18 protein-coding genes are annotated in these 18,369 nt (G+C 65.7%); 12 read left to right on the top strand and 6 right to left on the bottom strand.

Features of this window, described 5'->3' with window-relative positions; all coding sequences use genetic code 11:
- Positions 1–79 precede the first annotated feature (79 nt).
- The 5 genes from hisD to OTER_RS00925 all read left to right on the top strand — a co-directional run bounded on the left by hisD (position 80) and on the right by OTER_RS00925 (position 5,556).
- A complete protein-coding gene (gene hisD / locus OTER_RS00945; RefSeq protein ID WP_012373019.1) occupies positions 80–1,375 on the top strand; it encodes a histidinol dehydrogenase in 1,296 nt (431 codons plus the stop codon).
- Positions 1,376–1,688: 313 nt separating this feature from the next.
- A complete protein-coding gene (gene hisC, locus OTER_RS00940; protein ID WP_237702427.1) occupies positions 1,689–2,750 on the top strand; it encodes a histidinol-phosphate transaminase in 1,062 nt (353 codons plus the stop codon).
- Complete coding sequence (hisB, locus tag OTER_RS00935; RefSeq protein ID WP_012373017.1) at positions 2,735–3,355, top strand: imidazoleglycerol-phosphate dehydratase HisB; 621 nt, start codon at positions 2,735–2,737, stop codon at positions 3,353–3,355. Before hisC ends, hisB begins: the two co-directional genes overlap by 16 nt.
- 72 nt (positions 3,356–3,427) lie before the next feature.
- Complete coding sequence (gene hisH, locus OTER_RS00930; protein ID WP_012373016.1) at positions 3,428–4,099, top strand: imidazole glycerol phosphate synthase subunit HisH; 672 nt, start codon at positions 3,428–3,430, stop codon at positions 4,097–4,099.
- 140 nt (positions 4,100–4,239) lie between these two features.
- Positions 4,240–5,556, top strand: a complete 1,317-nt coding sequence (locus OTER_RS00925; protein ID WP_012373015.1) for a citrate synthase — start codon at positions 4,240–4,242, stop codon at positions 5,554–5,556.
- A 151-nt stretch (positions 5,557–5,707) separates the two neighbouring features.
- On the opposite strand, the gene OTER_RS00920 is transcribed toward OTER_RS00925, so the two are convergent.
- A complete protein-coding gene (locus tag OTER_RS00920) occupies positions 5,708–6,412 on the bottom strand; it encodes a VC0807 family protein (RefSeq protein WP_012373014.1) in 705 nt (234 codons plus the stop codon).
- Positions 6,413–6,509: 97 nt separating this feature from the next.
- Here OTER_RS00920 and OTER_RS00915 point away from each other — a divergent pair, with 97 nt between their 5' ends.
- From OTER_RS00915 to dprA, 5 genes are all read left to right on the top strand, one after another.
- Positions 6,510–7,256 (top strand): pyridoxine 5'-phosphate synthase, encoded by a 747-nt coding sequence (locus OTER_RS00915; protein WP_012373013.1) that lies wholly within the window; start codon positions 6,510–6,512, stop codon positions 7,254–7,256.
- A 53-nt stretch (positions 7,257–7,309) separates the two neighbouring features.
- On the top strand, positions 7,310–7,741 hold the full coding sequence (gene acpS / locus OTER_RS00910; protein WP_012373012.1) for a holo-ACP synthase: 432 nt from the start codon (positions 7,310–7,312) through the stop codon (positions 7,739–7,741).
- A gap of 38 nt (positions 7,742–7,779) precedes the next feature.
- Complete coding sequence (locus OTER_RS00905; protein WP_148217959.1) at positions 7,780–8,238, top strand: hypothetical protein; 459 nt, start codon at positions 7,780–7,782, stop codon at positions 8,236–8,238.
- 3 nt (positions 8,239–8,241) lie between these two features.
- Positions 8,242–9,771, top strand: a complete 1,530-nt coding sequence (locus OTER_RS00900) for an NAD(P)H-hydrate dehydratase (RefSeq protein WP_012373010.1) — start codon at positions 8,242–8,244, stop codon at positions 9,769–9,771.
- A 61-nt stretch (positions 9,772–9,832) separates the two neighbouring features.
- A complete protein-coding gene (dprA, locus tag OTER_RS00895) occupies positions 9,833–10,981 on the top strand; it encodes a DNA-processing protein DprA (protein WP_012373009.1) in 1,149 nt (382 codons plus the stop codon).
- 278 nt (positions 10,982–11,259) lie between these two features.
- Here the strand turns inward: dprA and OTER_RS00890 are convergent, their stop codons facing one another.
- The 4 genes from OTER_RS00890 to OTER_RS00875 form a co-directional block, all read right to left on the bottom strand.
- Positions 11,260–11,601, bottom strand: coding sequence for a histidine triad nucleotide-binding protein (locus OTER_RS00890; protein WP_044892027.1), 342 nt, complete (start codon positions 11,599–11,601; stop codon positions 11,260–11,262).
- A 214-nt stretch (positions 11,602–11,815) separates the two neighbouring features.
- Positions 11,816–12,319 (bottom strand): hypothetical protein, encoded by a 504-nt coding sequence (locus OTER_RS00885; protein WP_012373007.1) that lies wholly within the window; start codon positions 12,317–12,319, stop codon positions 11,816–11,818.
- A complete protein-coding gene (nrdR, locus tag OTER_RS00880) occupies positions 12,316–12,774 on the bottom strand; it encodes a transcriptional regulator NrdR (protein WP_012373006.1) in 459 nt (152 codons plus the stop codon). Before nrdR ends, OTER_RS00885 begins: the two co-directional genes overlap by 4 nt.
- 112 nt (positions 12,775–12,886) lie before the next feature.
- Entirely contained in the window at positions 12,887–13,453 is a 567-nt protein-coding gene (locus OTER_RS00875; protein ID WP_012373005.1) for an anthranilate synthase component II, read from the bottom strand.
- Between the two features lie 137 nt (positions 13,454–13,590).
- On the opposite strand from OTER_RS00875, the gene tgt reads away from it, so the two are divergent.
- Positions 13,591–14,736, top strand: a complete 1,146-nt coding sequence (gene tgt / locus OTER_RS00870) for a tRNA guanosine(34) transglycosylase Tgt (protein WP_012373004.1) — start codon at positions 13,591–13,593, stop codon at positions 14,734–14,736.
- A 75-nt stretch (positions 14,737–14,811) separates the two neighbouring features.
- Positions 14,812–15,738 (top strand): UDP-glucuronic acid decarboxylase family protein, encoded by a 927-nt coding sequence (locus tag OTER_RS00865; protein WP_012373003.1) that lies wholly within the window; start codon positions 14,812–14,814, stop codon positions 15,736–15,738.
- A 44-nt stretch (positions 15,739–15,782) separates the two neighbouring features.
- Here the strand turns inward: OTER_RS00865 and OTER_RS00860 are convergent, their stop codons facing one another.
- Entirely contained in the window at positions 15,783–18,257 is a 2,475-nt protein-coding gene (locus OTER_RS00860; protein WP_012373002.1) for an ATP-binding protein, read from the bottom strand.
- Between the last annotated feature and the right edge of the window lie 112 nt (positions 18,258–18,369).

The following is an 18,369-nucleotide window of genomic DNA, read 5'->3' as shown; positions in this document are numbered from 1 at the left end:
CTTGTGTGCGCCCGGTGCGCGGCGCCGCGTCCGTTCCTTCGCGCACCTAACCGCCGCCCACCGTCACCGCTGTCCAGCCATGCGTATCCTGCATCACGCTTCCAAAACCTTCGACGCCGACGTGGCCGACTTCTGCCGGACGACCATGGTCCCGCGCGAAATCACCGAATCGGTCGCAGCCATTCTCGCAGATGTGCGCGAGCGGGGAGACGAAGCGGTCGTCTACTACGCGGCGAAATTCGACGGCGCCAAGCTTCGCGCCCGCGATCTGCGGGTGAAGCCGTCGGATCTCACCGTGGCGGCCAAGCGGCTGCCGGCGGCCGAGCGGCGGGCGTTGGTCGCGGCGCGGGACAGCATCATGGACTACAACCGCCGCGGCCTGCCCCGAGGCTGGACGGCGAAAAATCCGCACGGCGCGATGGTCGGCGAAAAGTTCGATCCGCTGCGTCGTGTCGGGCTTTATGTCCCGGGTGGACAAGTGCCGCTGGTTTCGACCGTGCTGATGACCGTGACGCTCGCGAAGATCGCGCAGTGCCCACAGGTCGTGGTGTTCACGCCCTGCAACGCCGAGGGCAAGATCGCCGACGGGCTGCTGGCGGCGCTGCATCTGCTCGGCGTCGACGAAGTCTACCGCGTCGGCGGCGTGCAGGCGATCGGGGCGATGGCGTTCGGCACGACGACGATCCCGCCCGTCGACAAGATTTTTGGACCGGGTAACGCCTACACCTGCGAGGCGATGCGGCAGGTGTTTGGAATCGTCGGCGTCAACGGCCTGCCGGGGCCCAGCGAGTTGATGGTGATCGCCGATGACACCGCGCGCGCAGACTACGCCGCGGCCGACCTGCTGGCGCAGGCCGAACACGGCTCGGGACGGGAGAAGGTCTACCTGGTTGCCACGTCCTCGCGCGTGATCACCGAGATCGTCAACGAAATGAATGGTCAGCTGCAGACGTTGACCCGTTCGGAGAAAACGCAGCGGGTGCTCGAGCAGGGCTTTCTCGCGATCGAGGTCGGCTCGATGCAACAGGCGGCGGCGGTCGCGAACTACGTCGCGCCCGAGCACCTCGAGTTGCTGGTCAGCGAAGCGGCGGTGAAGCAGCTGACGAAAGCGGTGACCACCGCGGGCGCGATCATGATCGGCAACGAAACGCCGACGGCGCTCGGCGATTTTACCGCCGGCCCGAGTCACGTGTTGCCCACCGGACGCGCAGGACGGTTCTTCAGCGGGATGCGCGTGTCCGATTTCCTGCGGCGGACCAGTCTCGTGCGCTACGATCGCAAGAGCGTCCGCAAGGGCGCGCCGGTGGTGGCGGCTTTCGCCGCCATGGAGCGGCTCGATGCGCACGGCCGTTCGGTGAAGATCCGCACGCTGTAGTCGCCATCCGCGAGTCACTCACGGTCCTTGTAGGGCCGCCGTTTACCGGCGGCCGGGAATGCGGAGTGTGCGGCGAACGAGATCCGCGGCCGGCGGCGAGCGCCGGCCCTACGTCAGAGATACCGCTATGAGGCTGGTATTTGGACGGCCTCTGCTGCGGACCAGAGGAGGCACGGCCATGCGGCTGTCCACACAGTAAGCCACACTAGATGCGGCTGACTGCGCGGGTGCGGCGCAATTTCGCTTTGCGCCCGGACGGTCTTTTTGCGGCCATCGAAGGATGTCAGGTCCGTCCGCTCTCGCTCTTCCGCACGTGGCCAGGCTCCACGCCTACACGCCGGGTCTTCAACCCACCGAATCCGGCTGGGTGAAGCTCAACACCAACGAGTGTCCCTACGCTCCGAGCCCGCAGGTGACCGAGGCCCTGCATCGCGACATCGGCGAGGACGGCGCAGCGCTGCGACTCTATCCGAATCCGAAGAGCGATCCGCTCCGCGCCGTGATCGCGAAGATGCACGGACTGCCGCGCGAAAGCGTCATGGTCGGCAACGGCTCCGACGACGTGCTCAATCTAATCGTGCGCGCGTTTTGCGACGACGCCGCGGCCGCGGGTTTTACGGTGCCGAGCTACTCGCTTTATCCGGTGCTGGTGGAAATCCAGAACGGCCGGAGCGTGGCGGTGGAGTTCGACCGCTCCATGCAGTTGCCCATCGAGCGCGTCGCTGCTTCCACCGCGCGCGCCTTCATCCTGACCTCGCCGAATGCCCCGACCGGCGTTGGTTTCACGAATGCGCAGCTCGAGCTGATCCTGCAGCGCTTCCGGGGATTGCTGGTCATCGACGAAGCGTATGCGCCGTTTGCCGAGGAGAACGCGGTATCGCTGGTCGCACGTTATCCCAACGCGATGGTCGTCCGCACCCTCTCGAAAGCCTACGCCTTGGCCGGCATTCGCGTGGGCTACGCGCTGGCGCACCCGGAGGTCATCGACGTGCTCGATCGCGTGCGCGACAGCTACAACGTCAGCCGGCTCTCCCAAACCGCTGCGATCGCGGCGCTGAGTGATCCGGCCTACTACGCGACGGTCGTGGCGAAGATCAAGGCCACCCGCGACGCGTCGATCCACGACTTCGAGCGACGCGGCTGGTTCACCTATCGTTCCCAGGCGAACTTCATCTTCACGGAACCGCGGAACGCCCGCGGCGAGAGCGGTCCGGCCGTCGCGAAGGCGGCCTACGATTACCTTTACTCGCACCGGGTGCTAGTCCGCTACTTCCCGAGCCACGCCTTGACCGCGTCCTTCCTGCGCATCAGCGTCGGCACGGACGACGAAATGCTTGTCCTCCACGACACTCTCGACGCATGGCAAAAATCGTAAACAAGCCCAAGTCCGGGTCGCGCGTAGCCACGGTGGCGCGCAAGACGGCTGAGACCGACATCACGCTGACGCTCGCCATCGACGGCCGGGGCGCGGCGAAGATCGACACCGGCGTGCCGTTTTTCGACCACATGCTGACGCTGTTTGCGAAGCACGGCTTGTTCGATCTGACGGTGAACGCGAAAGGCGATACGGCTGTCGATTATCACCACACGGTCGAGGATGTCGGCTTGGTGCTGGGCCAGGCCTTCAAGGAGGCGCTCGGCGAGAAGATCGGCATCAAGCGCTACGGCTTTTTCATTCTGCCGATGGATGAGTCGCTCGCCCGCGTCGTGGTCGACGTCGGCGGCCGGCCGCACCTGGTCTATCAGGCCGAGGCGCCGACGATGTTCGTGCGCGACTTCAACATCCTGCTCGTAAAGGAATTTTGCCGCGCGTTCAGCAACGCGCTCGGCGCCAACCTGCACGTGCAGCTCGTCTACGGCGAGGAACCGCATCACGTGGCCGAGGCGATTTTCAAGTGCTTCGCGCGCGCCTTGGATAGCGCGACGCAGATCGAGTCGCGGGCGGCCGACCAGCTGCCCTCGACAAAAGGCCAGCTGTAGCTTCGCTGCCAGTTTGGAGTTTCGGATTTGGCGTTGGTGCTCCCCGCGAATCCGGCTCCATTCCGTCTTGGTGTGAACTCCGAACTCCAAACTCCGAACTCCGAACCGCGACGCACGCGCGTCGCCGTGATCGACACCGGCATCTGCAATCTCCGCAGCGTCACGAAGGCGTTGGAGGCGGTGGGCGCAGAGCCACGCGTGGTGCGCACGCCGGACGAGGCGGGGAAGGCGGGCGCGGCGGGGCTCGTGCTGCCCGGAGTGGGCGCGCTCCGCGATTGCGTGGCCTCGCTGCGGCAGAGCGGGCTCGACGCCACGGTGCGCGAGTGGATCGAGCGCGACCGGCCGTTCCTCGGCGTGTGCCTGGGAATGCAGGCGCTGTTCACCCGGTCGGAGGAGGGTGGCGTGCGCGGGTTGGATGTTTTCCCCGGCGAGGTGGTGCGGTTTCGGCTGCCGGCCCCTTGGAAGGTGCCGCACATGGGCTGGAATACGGTGCGCTTCGCGCAACCGAACTCGCCGCTGGCGAATGGGCTGACGCGCGAGGGCGAGGCGTTCTATTTCGTGCACAGTTTCCATTGCGTGCCGCAGGACCGCGGTCTGGTGCTGGCGGAATGTGACTACGGCGGGGCATTCACCGCGGCGATCGGTCGCGGCCGCTGCTTCGCGACCCAATTTCACCCGGAAAAGAGCCAGGCGAAGGGGCTCCAGATCTACGGAAACTTCGTGCAGGTGGCGGGCCGAACCTGAGGAGCGGCGGCCATTAGGAGCTCCGCTGGCCCGGGTCTTCGCACCGCCGACGCAGGCGTGCTACTGGGAGTCAAAAAAGGCGGTGTGTTTTGCGCCGGAATGCTTTGCAAGCCGCCGAGTTTTGACTTGGTTTCCGCGTCATGCCCAATCCCCCCCCCGCCACTCTCCGACTGAAGGACAAGGAATACACGCTGCCGGTCATTGTCGGCACTGAAGACGAGTGCGGCATCGACATCTCGAAGCTGCGCGCCGAGGCGGGGGCGATCACGTTCGACGACGGCTTCGGCAACACCGGTGCGTGCGCCAGCGCGATCACGTTCATCGATGGCGAGGCGGGCATCCTCCGCTATCGCGGCTATCCCATCGAGCAGCTCGCGGCGCATTCCTCCTTCGTGGAGACGGCGTATCTGGTGATCAACGGCGAGCTGCCCACGATCGAGCAACGTCGTGATTTTGGCCGATTGCTCACACAGAACGCGCCGCTGCGCGAAGGACTGCTGCGTTTCATCCAGAATTTCCCGCGCGACTCGCATCCGATGGCGGTGCTGTCGGCGACGATGAATGCGCTCGGCGCCTACTACCCGCACCTCGCGAGCAACAATCATCAGCGCGACCTCACGCATTTCGATGAGGCGGCGGCGATCGCAATCTCCAAGGTGCGCACGATCGCGGCGCACACGTTCCGCGTAAACCGCGGCCAGCCGTTCAACTATCCCCGCCCGAATTTCGGCTACTGCGAGAACTTCCTGCACCTGATGTTCTCGGAGCCGTATAACGAATACATTCCGACCGCGGAGGTGGCCTCGGCGCTGAATCTCTTCCTGCTGCTCCACGCCGACCACGAGCAGAACTGCTCGACCTCGACGGTGCGCATGGTGGCGTCGGCCGGCGCCAATCTGTTCGCCTCGATCTCCGCGGGGGTGAACGCGCTCTGGGGTCCGCTGCATGGCGGTGCGAACATGGCCGTGATCGAGATGCTCCAGCAGATCCACGACTCCGGCGACGACGGCACCAAATTCCTGGAATCCGCCAAGGCCGGCAAGGGCGCGCGGCTGATGGGCTTCGGCCACCGCGTCTACAAGCACTACGACCCACGCGCGAAGATCATCAAGGAAAGCTTCTACAAGGCGCTCGCTTCGCTCGGCATCAAGAACGACCCGCTGCTCGACATCGCGATGAAGCTCGAGAGCGTGGCGCTGAGCGATGACTACTTCGTCTCGCGCAAACTCTATCCGAACGTCGATTTCTACTCGGGCCTGATCATGCGGGCGATCGGCATTCCGCTGAACATGTTCACGGTGATGTTCGCGATCGGACGCATGCCGGGGTGGATCGCGCAGTGGCGCGAAGTGGCACAAACCCCGAAGCTCAAGATTCATCGTCCCCGCCAAATCTACGTCGGGCAGACGCAACGCGATTACCTGCCCATGGAGCAGCGCGGCCGGAAGCAAGCCTGAGTTCGGGTTCCGCCCGAGCTCGTTCTCGTTCTCGGGCTCCCCATCGTTCTCGTTCTCCAATTGGAGAACGGCGACGTGAGAATGAGAAAGAGAACGAGAACGATTAAGAGAACGAGAAAGAGAGTAAGGGGGTGCGCAGCCGGCGGACGCGTTACTTCTTCCCCTGCGCGTGGAAAATCTCCTCGAAGCTGAGCCCCGTGAGCCGGTGCAGGCCGCCGAGGAGCCGCCACAACGCGATCACCGTCACCGCGGTGCTCGGCACGACGATCACCGGCCAGCTGAGCCAGAGCATCCGGCTGAGCTGCTCGTTGAATTCCGGCGTGCCGGGCGGACTCTTGAGCAGGTAGCGCGCGAGCGCATAGTTGAGCACCGCGCTGACGAGAAAGGAAAACGCGAGCAGGTAGCTCGACGTCACGAGCAACCGCTCGAATGCGGGCCGCGTGCCCTTCAACGCCAGCGCGGCATCGACGCGCGCGACGTCGATCACCTGATCGTTGTAGAGGAAGGTGTGCACGAGCGGGCGCTTCGTCTTCAGCGAAACCAGCACCGCGATGCCGATCACGGTCGGCACGGCCGCTTCCTTGATCGCGAACCAGAACAGGTTCGCCTGCACCAGGCCGAGCCCGCCGGTGAGCAGCGTGCTGAAGAAGCCGATCAACGTGATGAAGTTCGCCTGCCGCCGACGCACGTAGTCGAGCACTCCGTAACCGATTGGAAACGCGAGTGCCACCACCAGTCCGAAGACCGGGCCGAGCCGCTCCGGCGTACTGAGCTTCGACAAGACGAGCGCCGGCAGCACGACGCTGAAGAGCAGGTTGAACAGCAGGCTTTCTTTTTTGGCGGGAGCTGAGGTCACAGGAGCGAAGACAAGGCGCCCAACAGGCACGAACTTCGGCCGCGCGGCGATTCATTTCTTGGATTCGGACGAATCAAACCTATATTGCGCTCCTCCCATGATCCTCCTCGGCGTCAACATCGACCATTGCGCGACTCTGCGTCAGGCCCGCTACCGGCAGGCGGAGGCGACCGCCGGCGGGCCGATCGAGCCGGATCCGGTGACCCTCGCCCTCGCGGCCGAACGTGCCGGCGCCGATGGGATTACGGTCCATCTGCGCGAGGATCGGCGGCACATCCAGGAGCGGGATGTGTGGCGGCTGCGCGAGTCGATCGCGACGCGGTTGAACTTCGAAATGGCATGCACGCCGGCGATGACACAATTGGCGCTGAAGCTGAAGCCGGAGTCCGTGTGCCTCGTGCCGGAAAACCGGCAGGAGATCACCACCGAGGGCGGACTCGACGTGACCGCGCAGCGCGACCGCGTGCGGGCGTGCGTGGAGGCCATGAACGCGGCGGGAATCCAGGCCAGCCTGTTCATCGATCCCGACGAGCAGCAGATCGAACTCGCGGCTCAACTGCATGCGCCGTGCGTGGAACTGCACACGGGCGCTTACGCTTCGAGCTATCCTCAGCCCACCAGCCGCACGAAGGAATTTCAACGCCTGCGGATGGGCGCGGCGCGGGCGCACGAGCTCGGCCTGATCGTGAACGCGGGTCACGGGATCAATTACGTGAACATCGCCGAGGTGCGCACGCTGCCGCACCTCCACGAGCTGAATATCGGCCACAGCATCATCAGCCGGGCGTTGTTCACCGGGATTGACGAGGCGGTGCGGGAGATGAAAGTTCGGATGAATCCTTGAGCGGGGCGGGAACAAACCGCCCGCTGCAGCCGACTCCGAACCCCGCCCGCGCCATGGCGATTTCCCCAAACATCCAACTTCCCCCGGGGGGCGTGCTGATCGGCCTGGGCGCCGACATCATCGAGATCGCGCGGATCCGGAGCGTGCTGTTGCGGCACGGGGAACGATTCATCGATCGCATCCTGACCGAAGAGGAGCGAACCTACTGCGAGGGCATGGCTCATCCGCACAAGCACATCGCCGCCCGCTTCGCGGCGAAGGAGGCAGTTTCGAAATGTTTCACCACCGGCATCGGCGCGGAGCTCGGCTGGAAATCCATCTCTGTTTACCATGGCCAGCGGCATGAGCCGCTGGTGCGGCTCGACGCGCGGGCGCAGGCGCTGCTGGCTCAGGTGAAAGCCGAGCGCGTGCTGCTCACGCTTTCCCACACCGACAACTACGCGATGGCCGTCGCCGCTTTGGTCGGCGCAGCCACGCCTGCCTGATCGCACCCGGCATGGACGAAACGCCGCCTGAACCTCTTGTGCCTCGTTCCAGGCTGTCGAAGACGCCTTCGTGGATCACGCTTGGTTTCGTGCTCGGAGTGCTGTTCATGCTCTCGCTGCCCCATGACGCGCCGAAAAAACCGGCCGCGCCGCCGGAACCGGCGCTGGTGCGGTTGGAACGGCCCAAGCTCACCGAGGTCGAGGCCGTGTTCGCAGAGTGGGGCGACCGCGCGGTGTGGGAACACGATCTCACGGAGGTCGCGCTGTGGGACACCGAAAAACGCAGCTATACGATTTTCTACGAGGTGCTGCGACGCGAGGGACAATATTACTTCCGCTCGATCCCGCGGCTAACGCGCCCGATCCTTGAGCGCGGCACCGATCCGCAGGCGCCGCTCCTCGTGACGGAAACGGAGAAAACCCGCCGCGAATGGATCGAGCGCGGCCGTTATGAGCCGCGCACCGAGCCCCAGGAAACTCCGGACGGCCGCCGCTGAACGATGATCGCCGGCACGCATCCCATCCTGACGTGCGCCGCGGCGCGTGAGCTCGAGGCGAAGCTTTTCGGCGCGGACGAGGTCAAGGAATGGGCGGCGATGCAGCAAGCGGGCGCCGCGATTGCCGAAGCGGTGCTGCGGGATTTCGCGGAAATCGGTGGCTTTCCCCCTGACGGACGGATTCTCGTTCTCGCGGGCAAAGGGCACAATGGCGGTGACGCGCTGATCGCCTCGCGGCAGATCATCGAGCGTTTTCCTTCGGCGACGGTGGAGGTCGAGTTCGCCTTCGGTCAGCGGGCGCTGCGCCCGTTGGCGGCGCGCGCATGGCGCGAACTGTTGCAGACCGCGCCGGAGCGCGTGCGTGGGAGCGCGGCCGCCCTCGGCCGCTCTGCGGAGCTTCCGCCGTCGTTCGCGGCAGCCGACTACGATCTTTGTCTGGACGGCGTGTTTGGTTTCCAATTTCGGCCGCCCTGCGACCCGCGTACGGCTGCATTGCTCGAGCAGGTGAACGCGCTCCCGATCCCGCTGCGCGCGGCGGTCGATCTGCCGAGCGCCGGAATTTTCCGCGCGGATTTCACCTACGCCACGGGGTCGGTGAAGGCGCCCATCGTCGACGATCTCAACGCGGGCCGGATCCGTTATCTGGACCTCGGATTCTTCTCGCCTGTAGCCGGGGTCGTCGACCCCGGCCCGGCTATCCTGCGCGTGCTGACGCCGGCCATGTTGGCGCCGCTGGCGGCGTTGCGACCGGCACGCTGCGACAAGCGCAGCTATGGTCATCTCTTCGTCCTCGGTGGATCGCGCAGCTATCCGGGAGCAGTGATGATGGCGGTCGAGGCCGCGCTACGCAGCGGCGCCGGGCTCGTGACGGCGTTTGTGCCGGAGACGCTTGCTGCGGCGTTCGCGGCGCGGCTGCCGGAGGCGATCTGGGTTGGCTGGCCGGAAACGCCTGACGGCAGCCTCGCGCTGGAGGGGCTGCATCTTCTGCGTGAACGGCTGTCGCGCGCCGATGCGCTCGTGGTTGGCCCGGGCATCGGTCGCGAGGCTGAGACGCTGGCGCTGGTTGGGGAGATCGTCCGGCTCGGCGACAAGCCAGTATTGCTCGACGCCGACGCGCTGCAACCCGACATCGTGCGCGCGGCGAAATCGCCGCTCGTCGTGACCCCGCACGCGGGCGAATTCGCCCGGATCGCGCCGAACGCATCGTTGGAGGATTTCGTGCGAACCAGCCGGGCGACGGTGGTGCTGAAAGGACCGGTGACACGCATCGGCACGACTGACGGCGATGCGGCGGTGATCTACCATTCGTTCGCCGGCGGGCCGGTGTTGGCGCGCGGCGGCAGCGGCGATCTGCTGGCCGGGATGATTGGCGCGCAGCTGGCGCAGTCCCCGACCGATCCGGCGTTGGCCGCCGCGCGCGGCGTGCTCTGGCACGGATTGGCGGCGGACCGGCTCGCGCGCGCGCGAGGACAGGTCGCGGTGCACACGACGCAGCTGCTCGATCATCTCGGCGCGATGCTGCGGGGGCTGTAGGAGCGGCTTTACGCCGCGAGCTTGAACGGTCAGACAGTAACTGCGGCGCTGCCGTTTCCGGATGAACCCCTCCGAGCTGACCGAACGCCAGGCTTTGCTGGTGCTCAACGCGCTGCCGAACATCGGACCGGTGACGCTCAACCGTCTGCTCGCGGAACTCGGCGGCGATCCGCGCGCGGCACTCGCCGCGTCGGCGAAGCGGATGGAAGCCGTGCGCGGCGTCGGCCCGGTGATCAGTGCGACGTTGACGAACTGGCGTGAGCACTTCGACCTCGCGCGGGAAGAGGAGCGGATGGCGAAGAGCGGCGCGGATTTCATCACGACCGGCGATGCGGGCTACCCGAAGCTGCTGAAGGAAATTCACGACCCGCCGATCGGGCTCTATCGCAAAGGGCGATATGGGTTCGAGCAGCCCTGCATCGCCATCGTGGGCTCGCGGCGTACGACCCTCTATGGTCAAGCGACGGCGAAGAAGCTCGGTGCGGAACTGGCGCGACTGGGCTTCTGCGTCGTCAGCGGACTGGCGCGCGGCATTGACACCGCGGCGCACGAAGGCGCGCTTTCGGTCGGAGGCAAAACGGCGGCCGTCGTGGGCTGCGGCATCGACATCATTTACCCACCCGAAAACCTCGCGCTGTATCGGCAGATCGAGGCGACTGGCGCGGTGCTCTCCGAGTTTCCGTTCGGCCGGCGCGCGGACCGGCAGAGTTTTCCGATGCGCAACCGCGTCGTGGCCGGGATGTGCGAAGCCGTGATCGTCGTGGAAACCGACGTCAACGGCGGCGCCATGATCACCGCACGGTTCGCCGGCGAATACGGTCGGCTGATTTTCGCGGTGCCAGGACGGATCGATCAGCCCACGAGCGCCGGTTGTCATCAGCTCATCCGCGACGGCGCGACGCTGCTCACCAGCGTGGACGATGTCCTCAACGAGCTGAGCTATCTGGGCGGGCTGCGACCGGCGGCGATCCCGCCGAAGGAAGGATCGGCGGATCCGGAAAGCGCATTGGGGGTAACGCCCTCCACCGCGTTGACACCGGAAGAGGCGGCGATCTGGGAATGTTTCCGCGGCGGCGCGATGCTCACGCCGGATGCGATCATTGCGCAAACCCGGCTTGGCTCACCGCAGGTCTCGGCGGCGCTGATGATGCTCGAATTGAAGCGCCTGATCGCGAAGCGCAGCGACGGTGCGTTCGAAGCACGCGGATAGCGGAGCCGCGTCGTTCCTCTCGGCATCAGCAAAGCCAATGTTCGCAATACGAACATTGGCTGATCGTCGACACCGCCGGCCTCCGGGGGATGTCGCGGGCGGAATGTTCGTATTACGACCTGCGGGGAGGGCGCGTCCGGGGCTCGGCGCAAGAACGACCTCGCCGGCGAGGCGAGCGTCAGCTTACGAGCGGGCGAACGGCGGGCAGACAGGCGTCCGGTGGAAGCGAGCTGGGACGCTCGCGCTCCCACGCAAGTGGCGACGAGCAGATCGAAGGCTCAGCCTGGCGGCCAGGTCATTTGCCGCTGCGCGAGCATGTGCACGTGCAGGTGCGGCACTGATTCGCAGGCGTGCGGACCGTTGTTGATCACCAGCCGAAAACCGTGCGCGAGATTGAGCTTCTTCGCCACGGTGCCGGCGACTGTCAGCAGGTGTCCGAGCAGCGGCTCGTCGGCTGCGGCTGCCTCCGCGACGCGCGGAATCGGCTTCTTCGGCACGATCAGCAGATGCACCGGGGCTTGCGGCTCGATGTCGTGCAGCACCACGCACTGATCATCTTCGTATTCGATTTTCGCCGGAATCTCCCGGTCGATGATTTTCTGGAAGAGAGTCTTGGCCATGGCGGACGGGATCTGCCCGCGAATCACGCGAAAGGACGCGAAGAGTTCAAAGCTATTCGGCGCCGCGAGGCGAATGTGGCGGGCGTCGCGGCTCCGTAGCGAGCGGACGGGCTCGGCGCTCCTCGCGGCGCGGGGCGGATGCGAGCGGGGACTATCGTGGTCCATTCGCATCGAATGGCGTAATGTCTGATGTCGCTTCGCTCGGTACGCGGCATCACAGAAATAATAACTGCAGGTTTGCGCTGCGGGCCGTGCGGGCGGCGGCGAGATCCTGGATGAACGCGAGTGCCTCCGCGTAGTCGCGTTTCCGCCGCGGCGTGGCGCGGTGTGTCGGCGGGACCAAGGCGGGGCGGAGGTTCGTCACCAGCAGCATCGCCTCGCGATACGGCGCGAGGTGCTTTAGACCGATGAGGATTTCGGCGCGGCTGAACAGCGGCGTCGCTGAGGCGAGGGTGAGCGAGGCGTCCCAATGGTAGAACCCATACTGCGGTACGTCGGCGAAGTGCTTGGCGAGCAACGCGGCCGCCGCGGCATTGAAGGCGGTATCGAACTTCGCGGCGAATTCAGGATGCGCCTCCGTCTGCGCCTGGAGCTCAGCCAGGCTGAAGGTGATCGCCTCACAAATCTGCTGCGCCAGATACAGGTCGTGCCCGGTGACGTGCGCGAACAGCGTGTTGATGAAGTGCAGCCGCCGCAGCTCGGCGGGGTCACGGCTCATTTCTCTTTTTTGCCGAGCGCGGAGATCTCCTGCATGAACTCGGAGACATCGCGGAATTCCTTGTAGACGCTGGCAAAGCGGACGTAGGCCACCTGATCCATCGAGCGCAGCCGCTGCATGACGGCGTCGCCGATCGCGGCGGAAGGGATCTCGCTGTCGTAGTGCGCCTCGAGCATGTCGATCACGTCCTCGATGAGCATCGTGATCTGCTCGACGTCGACCGGGCGCTTGTGACACGCGGCGCGGACGGCATGCAGCAGCTTATCGCGGGAGAACTCCTCGCGGCGTCCGTCGCGCTTGATCACCACGATGCCATCACGGACGAGGCTCTCAGTCGTGCTGAACCGGTAGCCGCACTCCAGACACTCGCGGCGGCGGCGGATCGTCGATCCCTCCTTGCTGATTCGGGAGTCGATCACCTTGTCTTCAATCGAGGTGCACTTGGGGCAACGCATGTTGGGAGTGCCGAATTAGGAATGCCGATTGCCGAATGATGGTACGGTCGCAGTGAGACTTGCAGCCGCCAAAGCGGTTTCATCATTCTTCATTCGGCGCTCGGCATTCGGATCAGTTCAGGCTCAGGAAATTCTCGAGAATCTTCATCCCCCCGTCCGTCGCGATCGACTCCGGGTGAAACTGCACACCCCAGATCGGCAGGGTGCGGTGGCGCAGGCCCATGACTTCGCCCTCGGCGGTTTCGGCGGTGATCTCCAACTCGCTCGGAAACGTGTCCCGCTCGACCAAGAGCGAATGATAGCGCGTGGCGGCAAACCCTTGCGGCAGTCCGCGGAACACGTCGGTGTTCTTGTGCAGGATCGGCGAGGTTTTGCCGTGCATCAGCCGGGAGGCGCGCACCACGTTGCCGCCAAAATACTGCCCGATCGACTGGTGTCCGAGACAAACGCCAAAGATCGGCCGGACGCCGGCAAACGCGCGGATGATCTCGAGCGTGACGCCGGCTTCCTTGGGTGAACATGGTCCGGGCGAAAGCAGCACCCGGTCGGGTTTCAGCGCCAAGGCCTGTTCGGGCGTAATCTCGTTATTGCGAAATACGCGCTGCTCCACGCCCAGTTGACCGAAGTACTGGACGAGGTTGAAGGTGAACGAATCGAAGTTGTCGATGACGAGCAGCACCGGGCACAGTAACCCATCGAAACGGGGGAGGGTCAAGTGCCGGGGAGGTCTCACGCTGCGCCGGGCCAGCACAGCGGACCGTCGGCTTTGCTTGCGGATGTCGCGGCCCGCGTGCATAGACCGCCGGACCAGAGCGCATGGGCACGCCTTTCCAACTGCTTAAGACCGACACCGCCACGCAGGCTCGCCGGGGCCGGCTGCAGACCCGGCACGGGGTCGTCGAGACGCCCATCTTCATGCCGGTCGGGACACAGGGCACCGTCAAATCGATCACCCCGGCCCATTTGCACGAGATCGGGGCGCAGATCATCCTGGGCAATACCTACCATCTGAACCTGCGGCCGGGCAGTGAGTTGATCCGCGATCTCGGCGGGCTGCACCGGTTCATGGGCTGGGACGGGCCGATCCTCACTGATAGCGGCGGGTTTCAGGTGTTCTCGTTGGCGAAGCTGCGGGACATCCGCGACGACGGCGTGGCGTTTCAGTCGCACCTTGATGGAGCGAAGCTCTTCCTCGGCCCGCGCGAGGTGATGCGGATCCAGCAGAACCTCGGGAGCGACATCGCGATGGTGCTCGACGAGTGTCCGCCCTGGCCCTGCGAGCGGGACGCGTGCGCCCGTGCGGTGGCGCGCAGCCAGCGCTGGGCGCTGCAGTGCAAGCAGATCGCCACCGAGAGCGGCTTTCTGGCGGCGGGGCATCACGTGTTCGCGATTGCGCAGGGCTCGACCTTCGACGATCTCCGGCGCGAAGCCGCGGAGGCGCTCAGCGCGCTGGATTTCCCCGGTTACGCGGTGGGCGGGGTCAGCGTGGGTGAGCCGGAGCCGGAAATGTTGAAACAGGTGGCGGCGACCACACCGTTTTTGCCGGCGAACAAGCCGCGCTACACCATGGGGCTCGGGACGCCGCCGCAGATGCTGAAGATGATCGCGCTCGGCGTGGACATGTTCGATTGCGTGCTGCCGACGCGCGTGGCGCGCAACGGGCTGGCGTTCACGCCGGATGGGCCGATGAACCTGCGGAACGAGAAATACCGCACCGATCCGCGGCCGATCGTCGAAGGCTTGGCGAACTACACCAGTGGGTTTTCGCGGGCGTATCTGCGGCACGTGACGCTCGCCGGCGAGATCATCAGCTGTACGCTCCTGACGCTGCACAACCTGCATTTCTACCTCGATCTGATGGCGCAGGCCCGGGCGCATCTCGAGAGCGGCGACTACGGATCCTGGCATCGCAGCTGGATCGAACGCTACGAAGCCGGCGCCGCCGCCCGGGTGGCGGGGTAGCCGCGGCGGTTCCACGGGTGACCGAACTTTTCCTCGCGAACCAAACGCCGTTTCGCAAGTCTCTCCGGCGCACCTATGCGCATCCTCGTCACCGGCGGCGCCGGTTTTCTCGGTTCCCATCTTTGTGATCGGCTGGTGGCCGACGGCCACGACGTGGTGGCGATCGATAATCTGTTCACCGGCCGCAAAGCGAATCTTCAGCACTTGCTGCCGCACCCGCGGTTCGAGTTTGTCCGGCACGACGTGATCGACCCGTTCAAGTTCGAGGTCGACCAGATCTATAACCTCGCTTGTCCGGCCTCGCCTCCTCACTACCAATACAATCCCATCAAGACGACCAAGACGTCGGTGATGGGCGCAATCAACTCGCTCGGGCTGGCGAAGCGCGTGAAGGCGCGGGTGTTTCAGGCGAGCACCAGCGAGGTTTACGGCGATCCCTCGGTGCATCCGCAGCCGGAAAGCTACTGGGGCAATGTGAACCCGATCGGCAAGCGCTCGTGCTACGATGAAGGCAAGCGCTGCGCCGAGACGCTCTTCTTCGACTATCACCGCGAGAACAAGGTCGATATCCGCGTCGTCCGCATCTTCAACACCTACGGCCCGCGAATGTATGAGGCCGACGGCCGCGTCGTCTCGAACTTCATCGTGCAGGCGCTGCGGGGCGAGGATCTCACGATCTATGGCGACGGCTCGCAGACGCGCTCGTTCTGCTACGTCGACGATTTGATCGAGGGGTTCGTGCGGTTCATGGCCCAGACCGAGACGGTGGGCCCGATGAACCTCGGGAATCCCGGGGAGTTCACGATGCTCGAGCTGGCTGAGCTCACGCTCAAGCTCGTCGGCGGGAAATCGAAGATCGTCCACCTGCCGTTGCCGGCCGACGATCCGAAACAGCGGCAACCGGACATCACGCTCGCGCGGCAGCTCTTGAAGTGGGAGCCCAAGGTTGCGCTCGAGGACGGACTGAAGCGGACGATCGAGTATTTTCGCCCGCGGGTCTGAGGCGGTTTTCTCCCCCCCCGCAACCAGGGCGCCAGGCTCACCGCTCAATTCGTCGGCAGCACCGCGGCGAGCGCTTTCTCCAGCGCTTCGATGCTGACGGGCTTGGCCAGCCGGGCGGCGAAGCCTGCGCTACGCCCCAACGCGGAATCCTGCTCGGTGCCGTTGCCGACGAGCGCGATTCCGCTCAGGCCGTGATCGAGCCGAAGGCCGGCCATCAATTCATAGCCGCTGCCATCGGACAAACTCACCGCGCTGATCACCAGATCGAACGGATGCATGCGGGCGAGCCCGCGCGCCTCGCGCACGCTGGTCGCGACAATCACCTCGTGCTTCCACTGCCGTAGCAGCACGAGAAGCGCCTCGCGCGTATCCGGCTGATCCTCCACGAGCAGAATTTTTCGCTGCTGCGTGTGAGCCGGCGTGCGCTTCGCCGGCCGGCCGCGCGCCGCGTCGGGCTCTTTTCCCGCGCGGCCGGTCTCCGGCGCCAAGGGCAATTCCACCGTGAACGACGTGCCACCGTCGGTCTTCGGCGGACCCACGTGGATCCGGCCGGAGTGCAGCTCGACGATCTTGCGCACCGTCGCCATGCCGAAGCCCCGCGGCCCGCCGGCGCCCGCTTCGTCCGCCTCGGTGGCGGCGAGCGACCACGGCTCGAGGGCGCGCTGCGTTTGCTCGGGTGGCAGCGGGTGTCCGCTGTCAGTGATCGTTACTGCCGCGTGCAGGGACGGCGTGAGACTCAGCCGGACTGAGACGATACCGCCCCGCGGACTCGAGCGGATGGCGCGCTTGAGCAGATTCCAAAACACCTGCTGTAGTCGCACCGCGTCGCCACGCACCTGGGGCGCGACGTCGGGGACGTTCATCGCCAGGACGATGCCGTGTTCGGCCAGCTCCGGCTTCACGGAGCCGAGGGCGTCGCGGAGCACCGCGTGCAGGTTGACGAAATTGTGCTCGATCGAAAGCTCGCCGCGCGCGATCCGCGTGAGGTCGAGCAGGTCGTTCACGAGCCGCGATTCGGTCGTGAGATTGCGCGCGATCGCCTCGAGCTCGAACCGAAGGTGCTCGGGCACACCGGCCTGCCCCGCGAGGGCGCGGATCTGGAGCAGCGTGGATTCGAGCGGCACGCGCAACTCCTGTACGACGGCGTTGAGGAACTCCTCTTTCAGCACGGCGGCCCGTGCGGCGGGCTCCGCTTTTTGCTCAGCTTGTGCGGCGGCGCTTTCGCCGGACAACCGCGCGGCTACCAGCGCCGCGGCTGATTGGAGGAAATGCAGCTCGTCTTCGGTGAAACGTGGCCGCCAGCGCGTGCCGAAAAGCAGGGTGCCCAGCAGTCGGTCACCGGCGAGCAGCGGGTGACCTGCACAGGCGTCAAGCTGGAGGTCACGCAACGCCGCGCCCTCGAGCGTGGGATTCTTCTGCAGATCGTGCAGGATCATCGGCCGCCGATGCTGCGCCACCAACCCAGGCAGCTCGCGTCCAAAAGGCAGCTCGTTGAGTGCGCCGAGCAGTTCGGGCTCGAGGCCGGCGCTGCACTCCAGCCGCAGCCAGGAGCGACCCTCGACGACGGTGTGATGGAAATGGCATTCCGCGCCGATGGCGGTGCCGATGCGCTCGAACAGCGCCGTGAGCGGGAGCCGGCCGGGGTCGGCGGCGAAAACGTCGGCGGCGAGTTCGCCCAGCACTTTGGCCCGTTGCACTTCGCCGTCGATGCGCGGTGCGACGGGTTTGGGTGCGACGGTGGGCGGGCCTGCCACAATCCGGATCGCGCCCGCGACCCCGTGCACGGTGCCGTCCTCGCCCAGCAGCGGACTGAAGATGTGTTCGTGCGACTCGGTGCGCCCGCCGGGAACGGGGTAGGTGACCTGATCGGTGACCGGCTCACCTGTGGCGATCACCCGCTGGATCTGTCGATGCAATCGCTCGCCGAGCGCCGGCGGATAGTTGAGTTCGAGCACGGTCCGGCCCTTCGCCTCGGGCAACCGCACCTTCCAGCGATCGAGCAGCGCCACGCTGGCGTGGGTCAATCGCCCCGCACGATCAAATGCGCAGGCCAGGTTGGCGACCGGAACCGGGAGGGTATCCGTGATCTGCGGCGCCTCGGCGCGATCGCGGGAGCGCGCCATGCTTTCGCCCGGAGCCCGGGCCGGCGTGGTATCGCGGAGCTGGATGGCGAGAGACGTATCGGCCGGGCGCAACCGGACATCGATCGACATCCCGGAAGCAGGATAATGGAGTTCGAAATCGTCAGGCGTGCGCCGGTGCATCGCGGTCCGCAGTTTCCGTTCCGCGGCCGTACCGATCCAGCCGGGGAACGCGTCCCATAGTACCGTGCCCTCCAATTCGGCCATCGTGCGGTCGGCGATGGCAAACATCGCGAGCACGTCCGGGTGGATCGTTTCAATTCGCCAGTTCGGGTCGACCTGAATCAGCCGGTGCGTGCCGTGCTCGTCATCCGCCTGCGCGCCGCCGCCACCGATGGGCAGCGAATGAGGCGAAAGCGTGGCGCTGCGAACCGGCATAGTCGGCGAAGAAGAACGCTGGCGAACGATGGGGCTGGAAAGGATTTTCAGCGTGGCAGGCGTCGAAGGAAGCGGGCCACGTTGAATCACAGTGAGCACGAGTAGACATCCT

It is taken from the genome of Opitutus terrae PB90-1, from assembly GCF_000019965.1.
GTDB classification, from domain to species: Bacteria; Verrucomicrobiota; Verrucomicrobiia; order Opitutales; family Opitutaceae; genus Opitutus; species Opitutus terrae.
The sequence above is the reverse complement of the archived record's forward strand: the minus strand, read 5'-3'. Positions and strand labels throughout refer to the sequence as shown.

What these genes read in the sequence shown, in the direction of transcription:
- OTER_RS00925 (WP_012373015.1), top strand. Translation starts at nt 4,240, where the DNA reads ATGCCCAATCCCCCCCCCGCCACTCTCCGACTGAAGGACAAGGAATAC.
- OTER_RS00890 (WP_044892027.1), bottom strand. Translation starts at nt 11,601, where the DNA reads ATGGCCAAGACTCTCTTCCAGAAAATCATCGACCGGGAGATTCCGGCG.
- OTER_RS00860 (WP_012373002.1), bottom strand. Translation starts at nt 18,257, where the DNA reads ATGCCGGTTCGCAGCGCCACGCTTTCGCCTCATTCGCTGCCCATCGGT.
- acpS (WP_012373012.1), top strand. Translation starts at nt 7,310, where the DNA reads ATGGCGATTTCCCCAAACATCCAACTTCCCCCGGGGGGCGTGCTGATC.
- dprA (WP_012373009.1), top strand. Translation starts at nt 9,833, where the DNA reads ATGAACCCCTCCGAGCTGACCGAACGCCAGGCTTTGCTGGTGCTCAAC.
- hisD (WP_012373019.1), top strand. Translation starts at nt 80, where the DNA reads ATGCGTATCCTGCATCACGCTTCCAAAACCTTCGACGCCGACGTGGCC.
- tgt (WP_012373004.1), top strand. Translation starts at nt 13,591, where the DNA reads ATGGGCACGCCTTTCCAACTGCTTAAGACCGACACCGCCACGCAGGCT.
- nrdR (WP_012373006.1), bottom strand. Translation starts at nt 12,774, where the DNA reads ATGCGTTGCCCCAAGTGCACCTCGATTGAAGACAAGGTGATCGACTCC.
- hisB (WP_012373017.1), top strand. Translation starts at nt 2,735, where the DNA reads ATGGCAAAAATCGTAAACAAGCCCAAGTCCGGGTCGCGCGTAGCCACG.
- OTER_RS00885 (WP_012373007.1), bottom strand. Translation starts at nt 12,319, where the DNA reads ATGAGCCGTGACCCCGCCGAGCTGCGGCGGCTGCACTTCATCAACACG.
- OTER_RS00915 (WP_012373013.1), top strand. Translation starts at nt 6,510, where the DNA reads ATGATCCTCCTCGGCGTCAACATCGACCATTGCGCGACTCTGCGTCAG.
- OTER_RS00900 (WP_012373010.1), top strand. Translation starts at nt 8,242, where the DNA reads ATGATCGCCGGCACGCATCCCATCCTGACGTGCGCCGCGGCGCGTGAG.
- OTER_RS00865 (WP_012373003.1), top strand. Translation starts at nt 14,812, where the DNA reads ATGCGCATCCTCGTCACCGGCGGCGCCGGTTTTCTCGGTTCCCATCTT.